Source organism: Streptomyces sp. R35, assembly GCF_041053035.1.
GTDB classification, from domain to species: Bacteria; Actinomycetota; Actinomycetes; order Streptomycetales; family Streptomycetaceae; genus Streptomyces; species Streptomyces lutosisoli.
Map to the genome: position 1 here is coordinate 6,450,199 of NZ_CP163440.1, position 18,424 is coordinate 6,468,622.

20 protein-coding genes and 1 pseudogene are annotated in these 18,424 nt (G+C 66.4%); 14 read left to right on the plus strand and 7 right to left on the minus strand.

What is annotated here, in order from left to right; genetic code table 11:
- Positions 1–100 precede the first annotated feature (100 nt).
- The 14 genes from AB5J50_RS29325 to AB5J50_RS29390 all read left to right on the plus strand — a co-directional run bounded on the left by AB5J50_RS29325 (position 101) and on the right by AB5J50_RS29390 (position 14,304).
- Entirely contained in the window at positions 101–4,555 is a 4,455-nt protein-coding gene (locus AB5J50_RS29325) for a DUF6531 domain-containing protein (RefSeq protein WP_369261209.1), read from the plus strand.
- A gap of 49 nt (positions 4,556–4,604) precedes the next feature.
- Entirely contained in the window at positions 4,605–5,084 is a 480-nt protein-coding gene (locus AB5J50_RS29330) for an immunity 26/phosphotriesterase HocA family protein (protein WP_369265542.1), read from the plus strand.
- Between the two features lie 727 nt (positions 5,085–5,811).
- A complete protein-coding gene (locus AB5J50_RS29335) occupies positions 5,812–6,537 on the plus strand; it encodes a hypothetical protein (RefSeq protein ID WP_369261210.1) in 726 nt (241 codons plus the stop codon).
- A 20-nt stretch (positions 6,538–6,557) separates the two neighbouring features.
- Positions 6,558–7,409 carry a hypothetical protein gene (locus AB5J50_RS29340; protein ID WP_327430814.1) on the plus strand — a complete coding sequence of 284 codons (852 nt, stop codon included), beginning with the start codon at positions 6,558–6,560 and terminating at the stop codon, positions 7,407–7,409.
- Complete coding sequence (locus AB5J50_RS29345) at positions 7,406–8,719, plus strand: CpaF family protein (RefSeq protein WP_369261211.1); 1,314 nt, start codon at positions 7,406–7,408, stop codon at positions 8,717–8,719. Before AB5J50_RS29340 ends, AB5J50_RS29345 begins: the two co-directional genes overlap by 4 nt.
- A gap of 79 nt (positions 8,720–8,798) precedes the next feature.
- Complete coding sequence (locus AB5J50_RS29350) at positions 8,799–9,752, plus strand: type II secretion system F family protein (RefSeq protein WP_369265543.1); 954 nt, start codon at positions 8,799–8,801, stop codon at positions 9,750–9,752.
- On the plus strand, positions 9,749–10,675 hold the full coding sequence (locus AB5J50_RS29355; RefSeq protein WP_369261212.1) for a type II secretion system F family protein: 927 nt from the start codon (positions 9,749–9,751) through the stop codon (positions 10,673–10,675). Before AB5J50_RS29350 ends, AB5J50_RS29355 begins: the two co-directional genes overlap by 4 nt.
- 47 nt (positions 10,676–10,722) lie before the next feature.
- Positions 10,723–10,974, plus strand: a complete 252-nt coding sequence (locus tag AB5J50_RS29360; protein WP_327430818.1) for a hypothetical protein — start codon at positions 10,723–10,725, stop codon at positions 10,972–10,974.
- A gap of 106 nt (positions 10,975–11,080) precedes the next feature.
- Complete coding sequence (locus tag AB5J50_RS29365) at positions 11,081–11,461, plus strand: TadE family protein (RefSeq protein WP_327435153.1); 381 nt, start codon at positions 11,081–11,083, stop codon at positions 11,459–11,461.
- The gene (locus AB5J50_RS29370) at positions 11,461–11,913 is read left to right on the plus strand and encodes a TadE/TadG family type IV pilus assembly protein (RefSeq protein WP_369261213.1); all 453 of its coding nucleotides are present in this window, start codon (positions 11,461–11,463) and stop codon (positions 11,911–11,913) included. The genes AB5J50_RS29365 and AB5J50_RS29370 overlap by 1 nt, the downstream gene beginning before the upstream one ends.
- Positions 11,914–11,981: 68 nt before the next feature.
- Entirely contained in the window at positions 11,982–12,431 is a 450-nt protein-coding gene (locus AB5J50_RS29375) for a TadE/TadG family type IV pilus assembly protein (RefSeq protein ID WP_369261214.1), read from the plus strand.
- A 6-nt stretch (positions 12,432–12,437) separates the two neighbouring features.
- Entirely contained in the window at positions 12,438–13,160 is a 723-nt protein-coding gene (locus tag AB5J50_RS29380) for a hypothetical protein (RefSeq protein ID WP_369261215.1), read from the plus strand.
- 342 nt (positions 13,161–13,502) lie between these two features.
- Positions 13,503–13,628: a hypothetical protein gene (locus AB5J50_RS29385; RefSeq protein WP_369261216.1), complete on the plus strand. Its 126-nt coding sequence runs from the start codon at positions 13,503–13,505 to the stop codon at positions 13,626–13,628.
- Positions 13,629–13,767: 139 nt separating this feature from the next.
- Positions 13,768–14,304, plus strand: coding sequence for a hypothetical protein (locus AB5J50_RS29390; RefSeq protein WP_369261217.1), 537 nt, complete (start codon positions 13,768–13,770; stop codon positions 14,302–14,304).
- Positions 14,305–14,433: 129 nt separating this feature from the next.
- Here the strand turns inward: AB5J50_RS29390 and AB5J50_RS29395 are convergent, their stop codons facing one another.
- From AB5J50_RS29395 to AB5J50_RS29425, 7 genes and pseudogenes are all read right to left on the minus strand, one after another.
- Positions 14,434–14,778, minus strand: coding sequence for a hypothetical protein (locus tag AB5J50_RS29395; protein ID WP_369261218.1), 345 nt, complete (start codon positions 14,776–14,778; stop codon positions 14,434–14,436).
- A 37-nt stretch (positions 14,779–14,815) separates the two neighbouring features.
- On the minus strand, positions 14,816–15,436 hold the full coding sequence (locus AB5J50_RS29400) for a hypothetical protein (RefSeq protein WP_369261219.1): 621 nt from the start codon (positions 15,434–15,436) through the stop codon (positions 14,816–14,818).
- Between the two features lie 64 nt (positions 15,437–15,500).
- Entirely contained in the window at positions 15,501–15,791 is a 291-nt protein-coding gene (locus AB5J50_RS29405; protein WP_369261220.1) for a hypothetical protein, read from the minus strand.
- A 29-nt stretch (positions 15,792–15,820) separates the two neighbouring features.
- The gene (locus AB5J50_RS29410; protein ID WP_369261221.1) at positions 15,821–17,359 is read right to left on the minus strand and encodes a putative T7SS-secreted protein; all 1,539 of its coding nucleotides are present in this window, start codon (positions 17,357–17,359) and stop codon (positions 15,821–15,823) included.
- A 105-nt stretch (positions 17,360–17,464) separates the two neighbouring features.
- Positions 17,465–17,668, minus strand: coding sequence for a DUF397 domain-containing protein (locus tag AB5J50_RS29415; RefSeq protein WP_369261222.1), 204 nt, complete (start codon positions 17,666–17,668; stop codon positions 17,465–17,467).
- A gap of 8 nt (positions 17,669–17,676) precedes the next feature.
- Positions 17,677–17,919: pseudogene (locus tag AB5J50_RS29420) on the minus strand (Scr1 family TA system antitoxin-like transcriptional regulator); the annotation flags it as partial.
- A 70-nt stretch (positions 17,920–17,989) separates the two neighbouring features.
- A complete protein-coding gene (locus AB5J50_RS29425; RefSeq protein WP_369261223.1) occupies positions 17,990–18,385 on the minus strand; it encodes a hypothetical protein in 396 nt (131 codons plus the stop codon).
- Between the last annotated feature and the right edge of the window lie 39 nt (positions 18,386–18,424).

The following is an 18,424-nucleotide window of genomic DNA, read 5'->3' on the forward strand; positions in this document are numbered from 1 at the left end:
CAGTAACTTCGCTCGTGCGTACGAGTGTTGCTGTTGGGATTGCTGTCACGGGGGTTGCGGCATGGCGGGTAATCGGCCGGGGGACTGGCATGTCCTGGACTTGGACAAGGACCCCACCCCAGGCGACCCGGACCGGGTGCGGCATCTGGCCAAGAACCTGCACGACTTCGCCGACGATGTCTCGGATGCCCTTCGCCTGATCAAGGGGATGGCGGACGAGGACACGGTCCTGAAGTGGGCGGGCAAGTCGGCGAAGGCGTTCCAGGACGAGTTCTCGGGTGTGCCGAAGCAGCTGAAGAAGCTGAAGAAGTCGTATGAGATGGCGGGGGACGCGCTCGCCGACTACTGGCCGAAGCTGGAGCGCGCGCAGGCCCTGGCGGACAAGGCGCTCGCGAAGGGGCGGGAGGCCCAGTCCGATCTCTCCTCCGCCAAGTCCCGTCTGTCGTCGGCCGATTCGTGGGTGACGAAGGCCAACAAGGAAGCGGACAAGTACAAGGACGATCCGACCGGCAGCAAGGACACGGAGAAGCCGGACGAGGCGAAGGTGCGTGCCGCCACGCGGGATGCGCAGCACGCCAAGTCGGCGCAGACCAGTGCCCAGTCGGATGTGACGTCCGCGAGCAACGCGCTGGACGCGGCGAAGAAGATGGCCGAGGACGCCCGCAAGATGCGGGAGGAGGCCGCTCACACCGCCAAGACGAAGATCGACGAAGCCTCCGACGCGGGCATCCACAATCGGAAGTGGTGGGAGGAGGTCGGGGACTGGTTCTCCGACAACTGGGACACCATCGTCGCCGTGTGCAAGGTCGTCGTCGCGGTCGTCGGGATCATCGCGATGATCATCGGCGGGCCGATTCTCGGCGCGATCGTGCTGGTCGCCGCGCTCGTCGTTCTCGCCGACACGCTTAACAAATACGCGAAGGGCCAGGCATCCCTATGGGATGTGGCGTTCGCCGCGTTGGACTGCATACCGGGCGGCAAGGGCCTCACCAGCCTCGGCAAACTCGGCAAAGGACTCAAAGGCCTCAAAGGTTTGGGCAAGACCGGCCTCAAGGGCATGGCCCTCGGCATGAAGGGCCTTGGCAAGAGCAGCCGCTCTCTTGGTCGCCAGATGAAGAAGCTCTTCACCTGCGGCGACCCGATCGACATCAGCACCGGTCAGATGGTCATGTCTGAAACGGATGTCACCTTCCCGGGTGTTCTGCCCCTGGTCCTTGAGAGACACCATCGAACCGGGCTGCGATCCGGCCGCTTCTTCGGGGTGAGTTGGTCTTCAACCTTGGACCAGCGTCTGTTGCTTGATGCGACGGGAGTTCGGTTCGTCAATGACGACGGAATGGTGCTCTTCTATCCGGTTCCCGAGCCTGACGTGCCGGTGCTTCCCGTCGAGGGACCACGATGGCCGATGGAATGGGACGGCACCCGCAGCGGGCGGATCACCGTGTACCGGCCTGAGACCGGCCAGACACTTCGGTTCGCGCCGCTGCCTGGTGGAACACCCGCAGAGCTTTTGATAGCGGGTATCAGCGATCGCAACGGCAACAACATCGCGATCACCTACTCCGGCGACGGGACGCCGACCGAGGTCGCCCATCACGGCGGCTACCGCATCGGGGTGACGTGTGAGTTCGGGCGCATCACGGCGCTGAGCCTTCGCAGCGACCCCGACGAGCCAACGTTGGTGCGTTACGGCTACGACAGCCAGGGCAATCTCACCGACATCTACAACTCCTCCGGTGTTCCGCTGAAGTTCACCTATGACGAGCGCCGTCGCGTCACTGGCTGGGAAGACCGGATCGGTACCTGGTACCGATACTCATACGACAGCACAGACAGGTGCGTTGCGTCGCACGGCATTGACGGGATTCTCGATTACACCTACGCGTACGACGACGAAGCCCGCACCACGGCGGCTACCAATTCGTTGGGGCACACGAGCCACTATCAGTTCAACGACTCGTACCAGCTCGCCTTCGAGACCGACCCTTTGGGCCACACGACACTGCGCACCTGGGACCGCTACGACAGTCTGCTCGCGCTCACCGATCCGATCGGCCGCGTTACGGAGTTCGACTATGACGAAGCCGGACGCCTCACCCGTATGCAACTGCCGGACGGTTCTGTTACCACGACCGAATTTGGTGAACTCGGGCTGCCGGTCCGAGTGGTGGAACCCGACGGTGCGACCTGGCGGCAGAGTTACGACCTTCACGGCAACCTTGTTGAGGCCGTGGACCCGACCGGCGCGATCACCCGATACGCCTATGCACCGGGGGGCCGGCTCAGTACACACACCGACCCGCTTGGACACACTCGCACGCTCTCCACGGACGCGGCCGGCCTCCCGCTGGAGCTGACGGATGCGCTGGGTGGTACCACACGGTGCGGTCGCGACGCCTTCGGGCGAGTCGTCGAGATCCAGGATCCAGTGGGGCAGATCACCCGCATGGAATGGACCATCGAAGGACGGCTGACTCTCAGGGAGAGTCCGGACGGTTCCCTGGAGCGATGGGAGTACGACGCCGAAGGAAACGAGATTGCTCACCGCGAGCCTTCCGGTGGTACGACGCTCCATGAGATCGGGCCGTTCGATCTACCACTCAAGCGCATCAACCCCGATGGAAATACCTACACGTTCGCCTACGACGCCGAGCAGCAACTGCGTGGCGTGACGAATCCGCAAGGCCGGACATGGAGCTATGACTTCGACCCCGCGGGACGGCTGATCGCGGAGCGGGACTTCAACGGCGCCGACCAGGCCTACTTCTATGACCCTGCCGGTCAGCTCACACGCCGGGTGAACGAGAGCGGTGAGGCAGTCGACTTCTCCTACGACGCGCTGGGGAACACGACCGAACAGCGCTCCTCCGACGGCAGCGTCTCCACCTTCCGACACGATTCCGCCGGGCAGCTCGTTTGGGCGCGCAACGCTGATGCCGAGGTCGAGCTGCGACGAGATGCGATGGGGCGAATCGTCCACGAGTCCGTCAACGGGCGCCACATCACTTCCGTGTACGACCCGCTGGGCCGTCGCACCGAACGGGTGACCCCGTCGGGGGCGGTGTCCCGATGGACATACGACGCGGAAGACCGTCCTACCAGTCTCACGGTGCAGGGGCACTCCCTCGGGTTCGAGTACGACCTGGGGGGACGCGAGGTGCGACGGCGGCTGGGGCGGCGGGTCGGCATCTCCCAGTCCTGGCACCCAGGTGACCATGTTCGGGATCAGGAGATCGTCGCGGCGAGTTCGGCAGGTACCTCTCCCCTGCGGCGCCGTTTCTCCTACGCATCCGGCGGTCACGTCTCGGCCATCGACGAACTCGGAACTGGCATACGCCGGTTCCAGCTGGATGCCGTCGGCCGGGTGACGTCCGTCGTTGGCGCACAGTGGCAGGAGCGATATGCCTACGACACGGCGGGGAATGTCTCGAGTGCCGCTATATCGGGCCCGGGCGGCCTCCTTGCCGACGAGCGGGAGACCGTCGGAACGCTGGTTCGTCGGGCCGGGAACTCCCGTTACGAACATGACCGTCAGGGCCGTGTCGTTCGCCGTATCAAGCGGACACTATCCGGGATCCGGAAGATGTGGACGTATGCGTGGAGCCCGGAGGGCCGGCTCGCCGAACTTGTCACACCCGACGGGGTGCACTGGCGCTACAGCTATGATCCGCTCGGTCGACGGATATCGAAGAAGCGCGTGGACGGTGACGGAACAGTCGGAGAATTCACTCTCTTCGACTGGGACGGCGAGACGCTGACGGAGGAGATGACCGACTCCGGTGCGGTGCGGACCTGGGAATATGAACCCGGGACGCATAGTCCAGTCGTCCAGGTCAACCGTACTCCCGAAGGGGTCGGCTACGACCAGCGTTTCTATGCCATCGTCACCAACATGGTGGGTACCCCGACGGAGTTGATTTCCGAAGAGGGGGAGGTTTCGTGGCAGAGCAGAACCACCCTCTGGGGAAAGGATGCAGGGACGACCGTCGGTGAGACAGATTGTCCTTTGCGTTTTCCTGGCCAGTACTTCGACACCGAGAGCGGCTGGCACTACAACTTCTACCGCTACTACGATCCGGAGACGGCTCAGTACACCTCCCCGGATCCGCTGGGGCTTCTGCCGGAGGACAATCAACACGGCTACGTGCGCAACCCACTGTCGTGGCTCGACGCGCTGGGTCTGGCACCGTGCGCCAAGGCCATCGCCCTCAGACTGTGGAGGGGCCGGAACAGCCAGGGGGGCTACTCCGTCTATCACGGGCTCGATGCTCAGGGAAACAAGATCTATGCTGGCATAACCAATAAATTGGCCCGACGCGAGCGGCAGCACATCGCGAAGAACTATGGGATTGTGCGACTTCAGGAGGTGCGGGGAGCTACTGGCCTCAAGAAGTGGCAGGCGCGCGCGATCGAGCAGGGTCTGATCGAGGATGTTAGGGCATCGGGATTCAGTAGGTTGAAGAACGGTGTCTCCATCCCCCAGATCAACTCCATATCCCCCAAACGCTCCATATATGGAACGGCATTGCGGTACGGCCGGATATTCCTGGCATAACCTGGTTGAAATCAAAGAAAGGATGGCTCCCATTATGCCGTTGAAGAAGATGAAGGGGCAGCGTCGCCAGCATGAAGTGGGTGACATTTTCACCCTCCAGTTGGATGACTCAAGCTATCGATTTGGCCGTGTCGTCAAAATGGGAGAGAGTGGACCACAGGGGCGGTTCCCGGGAGGGATCCTGGCGTATATCTACGATGTCGCTTCCAGCGCCCCAGAGCCGGACCTCGCTTTGCTGACACCGGACCGGCTGCTGCTGCCCCCCTTCTTCACGATGAACTGGGTTTGGCAGAAGGGGTACTTCCGGACTGTGGCCCATGAGGACCTGGAAGCCGCACACCTGTTGAAGCGGCACTGCTTCTACGACGCCAGCATCGAGGGCTATGTGGACGAGAACGACAACGAAATCCCCGAACGCGTCGAACCGTGCGGTTGGTTCGCTCTGACCAACTTCGAGCACTTCCAGTACGAACTGGGCGAAGCTCTGGTGGGTCGTCCGGTCCATGGGGCGTATGCCAAGAAGAAGTGACGGGGCAGATCCTCATGTCCAGGGACATCCGGGCAGCGGTAACGGCCATGCCAGGCGCGGTACCTCTTCCCGGCCTGACCGACGCCTGGCACTGGTCGCCCGCCCCAGGCGTCGACTTCGTCGGAGCCCTCCCTGGAGTTCGCGCATTCGAAAACCGGCAGGGTCGCGTGTGGCGCGTGGAGTGGGGTGACGGCTGGTTCCTTGCCGAAGTCGAAGAGGGGGCCCAGGACGGCACACCCCGTGCGATCGGGCTCGCCGAGTTCCTCGACTTCGCCACCGCTCGGCTGCGGGACTGACGCGACCCGAGACGCCTCAGCCGCGAAGAAGAGGCCTCGTCACCCATGTGACTGAAAGATCACCATCCCCAGCCGCCCCTGGGTGAGCACCTAGTGCAGGCCTCGTGCACACCCCGTGACGAACCCCGAGGGCGGCCCGGCAACGGATTCGCGCCCGCACAGCGCACCCTCCCCCCGGATCCCCGCCCCAACAGGGAACCGCACACCCCCCGTTGCGCGTGGAGAACACCGAGTCCCCCGAGGTTCGCGCGTCATAACGCGCCTTGAGGGGCTTATGTGCGGCTGATACGGTGCCATGGCTTGACACTTGCTTCAGCGCTGGCTATTTGGCCAGGTCGGGCGGTACGTCCGGCTCGGGCGGACCGGGGTGAAGTGTCCCAATTGGCATGTGAATTGGCAGAAATCTTCTTGGGTGTACGGGGAGCGGTTGCGTGAAGATCCAAGAGCGTACGGGGGCGGGCAACCACCGTTCCGCTGCGTCGGCCCAGCCGGCGATGGGTGAGCGTCTTCCCACGCCGCCTCGCGAGCGCAAACCCGCGCTCGCCGCTCTCGCGGTGCTCCTGATCCTCGTGGGCGCGCTGGGCGCGACCATGCTCGTGCTGCGCGCCGGGGACCGGGTCGAGGTCGTCCAGGTGACCAAGACCATCCAGGCCGGGGAATCCGTCAACAGCGGCAACACGACCTCGGTGATGGTCGCGGACGACGCCTCGATCCACTACGTCAAGTGGAGCCAGCTCGGGGCACTCGAGAAGCTCAAGGCGAAGTCCACGATCTACGCGGGGACCGTCGTCATCGGCGACATGTTCGCGGGCGGCAGCACCCTCCCCGCCGGCAAGGCCTCCGTGGGTCTCGCCCTCAAGGAGGGCCAGTACCCGGCCGACATCAAGGCCGGCGACATCGTGTCCGCCTACCGCGTCGGCAGCGACACCACCACCTCCGACAAGACCGGCTCGTCCGGCTCGTCCGGTTCGTCGAGCAGCGGCAACTCGCTGATCGTGGCCAACGCGCGGGTCAACACCAAGAGCGACAGCAGTGACGCCACCGTGAGCACCGGCAACCTCTCCATCACCCTGCTCGTCGACCAGAGCGACGTTCCCGCCCTCACCGCGGCAGCCGCCGCGGGCGAGGTCTCCGTCGTTCTCGTCCCCGGCAACTAAAGGCGAGTGAGTAAACAGAAATGGCGCTCATCGCCCTCGCCGCAGACAAGGGTTCCCCCGGCGTCACCACCGCCGCGGTGGCCCTGTCCGCGGTCTGGCCCCGCAGGGTCCTGCTCGCCGAGACGGACCCCGCCGGCGGCGACCTCGTGTACCGGAGCGCGGCGGCCCACGGTGGCCCGCTGAACCCCAACACCGGCATGCTGTCGATAGCTGCGACCGCACGTCGAGGCCTCGTGCCCGATCAACTCTGGGACCACGTCCAGCCGTTGAGCGGCGGACTCGAAGTCCTCGTCGGCCTCGGTGTCGCCGAACAGGCCGCCGGGCTCGCCGGGCTCTGGCCCACCCTCGGCCGTGCCTTCGCCCAGCTCGCCGACTCCCCGCACGCCCCCGCCGACGTCATCGCCGACTGCGGGCGCATCAGCGGAGACACGCCGGCCGTCGAGATGTTCTCCCAGGCCGCCCTCGTGCTCCTCATCTCGCGCACCGAGCCGGAGGCCATCGCCCGCGTACGCGATCGCGCCGCCGCCCTCAGCGCCAAGCTGCACGGCGGCCCCCGCGGGGCGGCCACCCTCGCCACCCCCCTCATCGGCGTCATCCTCATCGCCGACCCGGGCGACTCCGCCAAGCTCGTCCACCAGGTCAACGACATGCTGGTCGCTGCCCAGACGGGCGCCCGTGTCGTGGGCACGCTCGCCGACGACCCCGCCGGCGCCGACCAGTTGGCCGGCCGCAAGCGCGGGCGCCTCGACAAGTCGCTGCTCATCCGCTCGGCCCGCAAGGTCACCGCGGATCTGTATCAGCAGTACGGCGCCGCCTGGGCGGTACCGGCCAATGGACCGCATGGTCAGCCCGCCGCCGGAGCCGGTCGATGACCGCCGTCGACCATCAGCTGGTCAAGCGGTTCCGGCAGGACGCCGGTGACCGTATCGCCGAGCAGCGCCGCGAGGACCAGGTCCGCAACGTCACGCCGATGTCCAACGAGGACGAACGGCACTACGCGCGGGCGGTGATCGCGCAGATACTCGAGGACTACGCGCGCACCGAGATCAACCTCGGCCGCACCCCCCTCGACGCCGAGACCGAGGAGCAGTACGCGGCCGCCGTGCACGCCGCCCTCTTCGGCGTCGGCCGCCTCCAGCCGCTGCTCGACAACCCGGACGTCGAGAACATCGACATCAACGGGCACGACCAGGTCTTCATCGGCTACGCGGACGGCCGGGAGGCGACGGGGGACCCCGTCGCCGAGAACGACGAGGAACTCATCGAGCTGATCCAGGTCCTCGGTGCCTACTCGGGCCTGTCCTCCCGGCCCTTCGACTCCGCCAACCCGCAGCTCGACCTGCGGCTCCCGGACGGCTCCCGGCTCTCCGCCGTCATGGACGTGACGCGCCGCCCCGCGCTCTCCATCCGCCGTGCGCGCATGGGCAAGGTCTTCGTCTCCGACCTGGTGGGCAATGGGACGATCAGCCCCGAGGTCGCGCACTTCCTCGCCTGCGCCGTACGGGCCCGTAAGAACATCATGATCGCGGGCGCCACCAACGCCGGTAAGACGACACTGCTGCGCGCCCTCGCGAACGAGATCCCGCCGCACGAGCGTCTCATCACCGTCGAGCGGGCCCTGGAACTCGGGCTCGACACCTTCGCCGACCTCCACCCGAACGTGGTGGCCTTCGAGGAGCGGCTGCCCAACTCCGAGGGCCAAGGCGCCATCACCATGGCCGAGTTGGTCCGTCGGTCGCTGCGTATGAACCCCTCCCGCGTCATCGTCGGTGAGGTCCTCGGCGACGAGATCGTGACGATGCTCAACGCGATGTCGCAGGGCAACGACGGTTCGCTGTCCACGATCCACGCGAACAGCTCCAGCGAGGTCTTCAACCGTATTTCCACGTACGCGCTCCAGGCGACCGAGCGGCTGCCCATCGAGGCCAGCCAGATGCTCATCGCGGGCGCGGTGAACTTCGTCGTCTTCATCCAGCGGCGCAACAACTACGAGTCGGGGGGCCGGCTGCAGCGCATGGTCACCTCCGTGCGCGAGGTCAACGGCGTCGACGGACGCGTGCTGTCCAGCGAGGTGTTCGCCGAGACCCCGGACGGCCGCATCGTCCCGCACGCGCCCATCTCCTGCCTCGACGAACTCGCCGCGCAGGGCTACCGGCTGCCCGGCAGCGGGAATTGGGGGTGACCAGCACATGACTCCTACGACTTCTACGACCTCTGCGGCTCCTACGACCTCTCTTGCCGCACTCGACTCGCTCGGCTCGATGGGCGGCCTGTTCTCCACGACCGTCCTGTACGCGCTCGCGTGCGGTATCGCCGTCGGCGGCGGTCTCGCGCTGTTCGCCGTCGCCGTGCGGGGACTGCCCGCCAAGCCCGAGCACGAGAAGCAGAAGGCCAGCGAACGGGCCAATGAACTGATCCGGTTCGCCGGTCAGCGCGGTTCGATCGCCGCGATCGCCGGTCTCGTCGTCCTCCTCCTCACCCGCTGGGCGGTCGCCGGTATCGCGGCCGGCATCCTCGTCTTCTTCTGGGACAAGCTCTTCGGCGGCGCCTCGGAGGAACGGGCCGCCATGCGTCGCGTGGAGGCACTGGCGTCCTGGACCGAGTCGCTGCGCGACACGATCGCGGGCGCGGTCGGCCTGGAGCAGGCGATCCCGGCCTCAGCGCGCGCCTCCGCCCCCGTACTGCGGCCGCATCTCGACGCGTTGGTCGACCGGCTCCGTTCGCGTACGCCGCTGCCCGAGGCCTTGCAGTACCTCGCCGACGAGATCAACGACGCCTCCGCCGACATCATCGTGGCCGCGCTCATCCTCAACGCGCGGCTGCGCGGCCCCGGTCTGCGGCAGGTTCTGGGCGCGCTGGCCAAGTCGGCGCGCGAGGAGGTCGACATGCGGCAGCGGGTCATGGCGCAGCGCGCCTCGACCCGCCGCTCGGTCCAGATCGTCGTCGCGGTGACCATCGCCTTCGTCCTCGGCCTGGCGATCTTCAACCGCGAATTCGTCAAGCCGTACGGCACGCCGGTCGGACAGCTCGTACTCGCCTGTGTCTGCGGCCTGTTCGCGCTCGGCTTCCTGTGGCTGCGCAAGCTGTCGACGATCGAGACACCCGAGCGTTTTCTGGTGCGGGACGAGTCCTCGGTCCAGTTCGTACGTCCCCGTACGCCTGGTACGCCTGGTACGCCTGCCCAGTCCGTGCCGGATGAGGGGGTACGCCGATGAACCTGACCATGCCGATCACGATCGGCGCCATTCTGGGCCTGGGCATCTACGCCCTCGTACGCGCCCTCATGCCGTCCAAGCGCAGTGCGGTCGCGCAGGTCGCCCGCATCGACGCGATGCGGGCGCGGGGAGCGGCGTACGAGTCCGCGCACCACCGGCAGGACAAGGACGCCGGGCGGCTCGGCAGCGCACGGGCCCAAGTGGGCGCGCGTGTCGCAGAGTTCTATATGCAGCAGGGCTGGGAGCAGCGTTCGCTCCGCGCCGACCTGGCGGTGCTGGACCGAAGTTGGGAGAAGTTCCTCGCGACGAAGGTCCTGCTGGCCGCGGCCGGTGTCTTCTTCGGTCCGCTCCTCTTCGCCGTCGTCTGGACGCTCGGCTTCGGCAGCAGCCCGATCATCCCGGTCTGGCTGGCGCTGCTCTTCGCGCTGGTCTTCTTCTTCCTGCCGGACATGGAGGTACGGCGGGACGCGGCGGACAAGCGGCGTGACCTGCGGCGCGTGATCGGCGCGTATCTGGACCTGGTGTCGATGAGCCTGGCCGGCGGACGCGGCCTCCCGGAGGCCCTGATGGCCGCCGCCGAGGTCTCCGACGGCTGGGCCACGCAGCGCATCCGCAACGCCCTCAACGACGCCCGGATCACCGGCATCAGCCAGTGGCAGGCGCTCGGTTCACTCGGCGAGGAGCTGGGCGTCGAGGAACTCAAGGACCTGTCCGCCTCGCTGGCGCTGGTCGCGGACGACGGCGCGAAGGTGCGCGAGTCGCTCGCCTCGCGCGCCGAGACCATGCGGCACCGCGAACTCTCCGAGATCGAGGGAAGCGCGGGCGAGAAGTCGCAGTCGATGCTGGTCGCTCAACTGCTGCTGTGCGCGGGCTTCCTGGTCTTCCTGATCTTCCCGGCGGCGATGCGCGTGTTCCAGGTCTGACGCTCCCCGCCACTACTTCATCCCGAATTTCGAGAGGACAACTCACCATGAACGGACGGAACTTCAGCACCGGGATCCCGGGGGTGGACTTCCTGATCACCTTCCTCCAGGGCCGGGTGCAGCGCGCCCGCTCCGGCGAGCTCGACCGGGGTGCGTCCGCGGTGGAGTGGGTCATCATCTCCGCCGTCGTCGTCGCGATCGTCGGCGTGGTCGCCGCGATCATCAACGCCGCGCTGAAGGGCGGCGCGGACAAGGTCGGCAACTGCATCCAGGGTGCGAGCGCGGACAAGACCTGCTGACGCCCGTCCGCTGACTTCTCCTTCTACATCTACGGGGTTACTGGTGCGCGTACGTCGCTGGGTACGCCGCCGGGTGGAGGCCGCCTCCGCCCGCGGCGACTCCGGCATGACCGCGATCGAGTTCGTGCTGCTCACGCCGGTGCTCTTCTTCATGATCTTCGCGACGGTGCAGTTCGCGCTGTACTTCTTCGCGGATCACGTGGCCCAGGCGGCGGCGCAGGCGGGCGCCCGCAAGGCCCGCGCCACGGCTGACGAACGGCCCGGAGCCTGGCGCGGCGAGGCACGTGATGTCGTCGACAGCTACATCAGCCAGCTCGGCCCGCAGTTGGTGCTGTCCCCCGACGTGACGATGCTCCAGCCGGAGCAGAACACGGTGGGCGTGGAGATCACGGCCAAGGTGCCCAGCGTCTTCCCGGGGCTCGACCTGACGGTGCATGCGCAGTCGTCCGGGCCGGTGGAGAGGTTCGTGAAGGACGAGGGGAACTGATGGTGCCGCCGCTCTCCTTCGTCATCTCCTTCGTACGGAACCGGGTGTCCCGCAACCGCGACCGCGACCGGGGGCTCTCCACGATCGAGGTGGTGATCCTCGCCCCGGTGATGATCCTCTTCATCCTCGTGCTGGTGGCCTTCGGGCAACTGGTCGACGGGCGCGGGGCGTTGGACGGCGCCGCCCGTGATGCCGCGCGCGCCGGGTCGATCCAGAAGGAAGAGGGCACCGCGATGTCGGAGGCCCGCAAGGCGGCCGAGGCCGACCTGTCGGACGTCTGCTCCGGTCCGGTGACCGTCACCAAGACCAGCACCGGCTGGGCGAACGCCGAACTCTTCTCGGTCGAGGTGAGCTGCCAGGTGCGGGGCCTGGCGATGCTGGGCCTGGACGTTCCGACACGGCTGACGTCGACCTTCACTTCGCCGCTGGATCCCTTCAAGAGGAAGGCGTGATGGGGGAGATGAGAAGGACCGCCGTAAGAGCCGTAAGAGCCGTAAGAGCCGTAGGTGCCGTGGGCGCCGTGGGTTCCTGGGTGCACGCGCGCCGAGCCCGTCTCGACGACCGAGGCTCGGGCGCCGGCGCGGTCATCATCTTCGCGCTCGTCTTCCTCTCCCTCTCGGCCTTCGTGATCGACGGCGGCATGTCCATCTCCAAGCGGGAGCGCGCCGCCGACATCGCCGAACAGGCCGCCCGGTACGCCGCCGAGGACATAGACCTGGATTCCCTCTACGAGAATCAGAACGGCTCCGCCCCGATCAACTTCCAGAACTGCGGCGCCCGGGTGAAGGCCTTCGCCCGCGAGATGGGTATGTCCGGCGCGGACATCGCGGCGACGCACTGCGTCGCCGCCAACGCCGACCAGGTCGAGGTCGAGGTCCAGCTCACGTACTCCCCGGTCTTCACCGGCATGTTCTACGGCGGCGACGTGGTCGTGCACGGCCAGGCGGTTGCGGAGAACGAGGTCGGCTGACCGACGATGGCGATGTTCGGAAAGAAGAAGGACGAGCCGGTGGTCCAGCCGGTCCCGTGGACCGGCGGCCACTGGTTCATGGTCGGCGATGTGGCACGACCGGCGGCATTCCGCCGCAAGGCGCTGACCGGCCCGCGGGCGGTGCGCATGCCGGACACCCAGGAGGGCGTGCGCTACTACGCCCCGGTGGCGCTGGTGACCCAGGTGCCCGGGGCCGACGAGGAGTCCGCCTCGTACGAGCTGTACGACGCCACTGAGCCCGACGCTCTGCTGTGCGCGCTCTCACCGGAGAAGGGCGGCGCCCGCTATCGGGTGACGGACGCACAGGGCGAGGAACTCGGCCTCCTCCGCCGCACTCCCGCCCCCAAGCGCACGATTCAGCACGGCTGGTGGCTTCAGCAGCCCGGGCGTCCGGACATAGTCGCCCGCTACCACTGGGCCAAGGGCAGCGCGAAGGACATCGCCACGCGGGGCAAGGAGACGGCGGTCCGCGGCGCGGGCGCCCTTGTCGAGGGGGTCGTCGACTCCGTCCTCAGCTTCGGCGCGGAGGGCGGCGACCAGGCGAGCCCGTCCCGCACGCACAAGCCGGTGACCTGGCGGGCGGAGGGTGAGGAGGAGACCGTGGTCCTGACCTCCGGGCACGTGGAGGGAGTCAGGACCTACGTGCCCGTGGCGAGCTGGCTGGACCACCGACTGGCGTTCGCGCTGGCGGTGTTGAGGGAGGCGTGACGGGGGCGAGCCGCTCTCAGCCACATCCACCCTCAGCCACATCCACTCTCAGCCACATCCACCACGTCCACCACATCTAGTACCTGGGCCATCCGGCGGACCGGTGCGAGAGCGGTCAGCAACTGCTGCCGGGCCTCGGCGTCGGGTAGCGCCTCCAGCAGCGGACGCAGTGCATCCCCCGAGCCCACATCCTCCGGGCCGTTCCACGCCTCCAGCAGTTCCAGCAGCGGGAGTGGGACGAATCCCGCGGGGAGCGCACCCTGACCACGGCGAACAGTGCGGTCACGACAGCGACGGTTGCTCCAGGTCTCCGCCTACGTTCCGTGTCCCGACGGTGGGCGGATGGCGATCCTCACGTTGGCCACCACCGCGGTCGAGCGGGCAGAGCACTACCGCAGCCTGCTCTGGGACACCGCCCATATGGTCAGTTTCGACAGCCCACTCCCGGACGTACCCGATGAGGAATGACATGCACCCCACGCACCACCCCACCGCCTGGGACGACCCGGCAACGCGTCGGGCCTGGACGAAGTTGATCAGTAGCGCAACTGTCTGTCAGATTCTGTGGCCGGCGGCATGGGTGGGCCTTCTGGCGTGGTACGTGATCATGTCGATCACGTGGACACTGTGGCTCTTCTTCATTCCGATGGCCTACACGTTCTATCGCTCCTTCCTCCAGCCCAGGTACTTCATCGGCGCCTTCCGGGCGCGCCGCCTGCTGCGTCAATATCGGTGGCAGATTTACGAGACCCCGGAGAGCGGCATCGGGAACATCCCGGGTGTCCGGGCCGGCTACGTATGGCTGAAATTCCCCGATCCCGAGGCGCCGGACCAACTGGTGACGATGGTCATGCACTCCCACGTGGGGTCCGATTGGTGGGGTGGGCGCCTGGGAAAGCGCGCCAAGCCCGAGCGCAAGGTCCAGGTCCAAGAGATTTGGTTCGCCGGTGACCCCCGCTTCGCCGCAGTCATCGCCGTCCCGGGCCCCCGTCGCCTCTACGTGATCCACCAGCGCCCCAACTACAACAGGGCCGTTTCCGCCGATGCCCGTGGGGCCGGCCCGGACGCCCTCGAACGTGCCCGACGCGCGGGGGTCCACGTACCCGATCCGCGCTCGGCGGCATCGGACGTTTCTGGGGCGTGAGGGTTCACTCGGGCTTCCACTGCGCCGCCGTCACCGCATATATCGGTCGTCCGGCCATGTCGCGGAGGCGGCGTGTGGTGCGAAGCAGGTGGTGGGGGAGGGGTAAGGGGGCGAGGTCCATCTACACCTTCATTTGCCCCCGTTACCACCCTTCCCGCCCTTGCCGCCCTCCTGCTTCACCCCGTCCTTGACGTCCTTGGCGAGCTTGTCGTCGAGCTTCTTGAACTCGCGGACGACAGCGTCGGACATGTCGGCGAGGGCGTCGAGGGCCTGGGAGATGTCCTCGCGGCCGTCCTCCCAGCCGGACTCGAAGTCGTCGAGGGCGTCGTACACGGTGTGGTCGCCGAGGTCGTCCCTGTAGGACTCGAAGAGCTTCTTGGTGCGGTTCAGCCGGGTCTTGATGTCACGCAGCCGCCCGCCGTAGTCCTCCAGCTCGCTGAGCGGGAGCGCGAGGTCGCTCTTGCCGTTGCCCATGTCTCAAGTCCCCCAGGCTCGATCGGTACTCGATTGATCAGACGAAGCGGAAGGTGCCGGTCACCGCGTCGAAGATGTCGTGGAACGCCTCCGCCAGGTCCAGCACCGGGCTGGCCCCGGAGACGAGTACGACCTGGTCGGTGGTTCCCGGGACGGGAATGTACGTCTGGGTCAGCACCATACGAAGGGTACGCGTGTCGCCCTGCGCGACGGGGACGTCCTCGACGCCGAACGTCCGGGCAGCCACCCCCACTTCAGGAATGTCGACGGTCGTCACGGTCCGCCAGGCGTCGCCGTCCCGGCGAGGCGTGATCGTCCGCAGAGTCTCGGCGATGGCGTGGGGATCGGTGGACAGGGCGACCCCCTGCTTGTCCTTCGCCCCGAGCACGGACACCGTGACGGTCGCGGACAGCGGTATCCCGTCGAAGTTCTCCGCCATGCAGCCCATGTAGACGGCACCGGAGTCGTGCGCGTCCTTGGCCATCTTGCGGAGCATGTTGGTCAAGTCGGCCCGGTAAGGGGCGAGTTCGGGGATTTTGCGGGTCCGCTCGTCGATGAGGGTGCGGATGGTCGCGTCACGGCCCTCGGGGCGTATGTCGAACTCCCACCAGGACTCGGGGACGGACAGGGAGATGCCGACCGGGGACTCCGTCTTCATGGAACGTCCAATGCTGAGCACGTGCTGCCGCTGTCAGTTGATGGAAGGTGCAAAGACAAGGAGTTCAGGCGAAGAATTTCCTGATCTCTTCAGGCGCACGTCCCTGTCTTTTCCACTGTGCGGCCAGATGCGCCGCCATCAGCGAGAAGTCATCGACTTCCGACTGACTCTCCGGTGTCTTTTCGACTGTCGAATCGACCTTCCCGTCGGACAGGTTCATTCGCATGGTGCCGGTCGGATTCCCCTGAGGGTCTGTCAGCCGCACTGCTCCGGACTCCTCGTCGAGGATCAGGAAGGTTTCGCGCGTTCCGTCCACCGTGGCTCGGTAGAGGTGCGAAGATGCCTCGGATGTCATCAACTTGAGCATGAATGAGTGAGCCATCATCATTCCTCTGCGCTAACGGGACGCCCATGCCCGTCACGGGCTGCAGCAGCTTGATCCCACGTGTGTCCGGCGTCAATTGTAGCTTGATGCGCCGCGCTGTAACTCTGGCTGCCGGTCGTTTTCATGTGGTTCGACTCGTACAGTTCATGCCGGAGTAGGTCGAGGTCCGCAGAATGTGGGTTTCCGTTGTTCAGGCGTTGCCAGGCCTCTGCGATTCGGGGATTCGCGTCGAATCGTGCCATGTAGGCATCCCCGTAGCTGTCCAGCAGATGCTCCTCGTGGAAAAGGTGATTCTTGATCTGCTCGACGTCCGACCGCGAAAAGCCGTGCTCTGCCGCTGTTGCTGCCACATTGTCGATGTCATCCGTGGACCGGATGGTGTCGTATGCCTCGTCTGCCCAATCGGTCACGAAGTCCAGGTCGCTGCGTGCCCGGCGCAGAGATCCTCCGGTCTGGAGCACACGGTCGACTTGCCGGAGGCCTCGTAGGCCGTCGCGCATTCCGCGGGCCGTGTTGGCGAGGTTCTTCAAACCACCGCCGATGCCGCCCAGGAGACCCCCGCCTAGGGCGCGCAGGCCGCCCGCTTTCCACAGTTTGCCGATTTTGGCGAGGCTGGTGAAGCCTTTGGTGGCGGGTATGCAGTCCAGGACTGCGAAGAGCAGATCTCCCCAGCCTGCTTGGCCGTTGGCCATCTTTCTTATGGTGTCGGCGAGGACGACGAGGGCTGCGGCGAACACCAGCCACCCCAAGGGGCCGCCCACGATCATCACGATGATGCCGACGATGGTCACGACCCATTTGCAGACCGTGACGATCTCGTCCCAGTGGTCGGTGACCCAGTCGACGGCCTCTTCCCACCAGTGCCGGTTGTGGATGCCGGCGTCCGAGGCCTCGTGGAGCTTCTTCACTGTCCGGCGGGCGGCGTCCTCGCGCAGGCCCCTGGCGTGAGCGGCGAGTTTCTTTGCCGCGTCCAGCATGTCCTGGGCGTCGTCGACGTTCTTCTGAGCGGCGGTCTGCTGTTCTTTGGCGTGCTGGGCGTTGCGGGTGGCGCGGCGGACCTCGGCCTCGTCGGGCTTGGGGACGTCCTTGCCCTTGTTCTTGTCCGGATCGTACGAGTCGGCCTTCTCGGTGGCGGTACGCACCCAGTCGTTCGCCCCGGTCAACGCGGTCTGCGCGGTGGACAGTTCACCGCGGGCCTTGCGGCCGTCGCGCAGTGCCTTGTCCGCCTTTTCCTGGGCGTCTTCCAGGTCGGGCCAGTAGGAGGCGAGTGCGTCGCCCGCGATGTTGTAGGACTTCTTGAGCTTCTTCAGCTTGCCGGGGACGTCCTCGAACTCCGCCGTGAACGCGTCCGCGGTCTTTCCGGCCCACTTGAGGACCGCGTCCTCGTTCGCCATGCCCTTGATGTCGCGGAGGACGTGGGAGACGTCGTCGGCGAAGTCGTGGAGGGAGCCGGAGAGTTTGCGGACGCGCTGGGGGTCGCCCGGTGTCGGGTCGTGATCCAGGTCGAGTATGTGCCAGTCCGTCGGCCTGAGCGACACGTGTTCCCCCGTAACACCTGCAACCTATGAAACAGAACGTACGTGTGAACGTATCGCGCGGGTCGTTGCTGGTGGAACGCCGCCTGGGGCTTCGTCGAAGAGTTGTTACGTCCGGCGTGCGGTGACCGCTCCGGTGCGTATGGCTTGGAGGAGCTGGGCGAGGGGGGTGGGGGTGGTGGTGAGGATGGTGGCGGGGTCGTCGGATTCGCGGAGGCGGAGGGTGGTGGGGGTAGAGGCGAGTTCGACGCAGGAGTCGCCGTCGCCAGGGCCTGAATAGGACGACTTCCGCCAGTTGCCTGGGGTGTCCATGGGGTGCCTCACAGCTCCTTCGCCAACCGGTGGATGAAGTCGCGGGACCGTTCGGCGTCGAGCGACACGGCCTCCACTTTACGGAAGAGCGTTCGAAAGGCGCCGAGTTGGGCTTCGGAGTCGATGAAGGTTGCGCCCTGGGGTGCATCGCGTACGACGGTGTCCAGCTTTGGCACGGGGCCTCCCGCGTACACCATGGCGCTCGCGGCGCCGGCGAACACCTCAAGGTCGAAGGGGATGACGCGCACGGTGCCGCCGACGCCGCCAGTTCCCTTCCAGGCCGGTTCGTGCGGCTGCTCTGTCCCATGCGTCGTAGCTCGCCTAGTTCATATCCATCCCGAGATCCTGTGTCAGGATTTCCATCAGCCTGCTATCCGTCACTTCCGGAGCCTCGTAGCGTGAAGCCCTGACATGTGTGACGAACTCCGCGGGCAGGGACAGGTGATACTTTCCAAGATAATGCGGGAGATCTTCGCGCCACAGCCAAGTCCCGTCCGTGTAGAGCGATCCGATGCCGCAGAGCCCCGGATCTTCGGGGTCCAGGACATCTGGACCCGCGCTCATCTCACTCCAGATTCCTGCGCCATTCCTGAGATACGCAATGATTTCAGCCTCGTCCGGCTCCCCTGTTGGATTCACGAAATCCTTGATGGAGCCGTCGAGGGGGAGTCCCCAGCCAGGCGAGAGTTCGGAGAAGAATCCCAGGGGTCGAATCATTTGAGCTCCTCGGTTACGCCCTGGTCTGCCTCTGGGTCA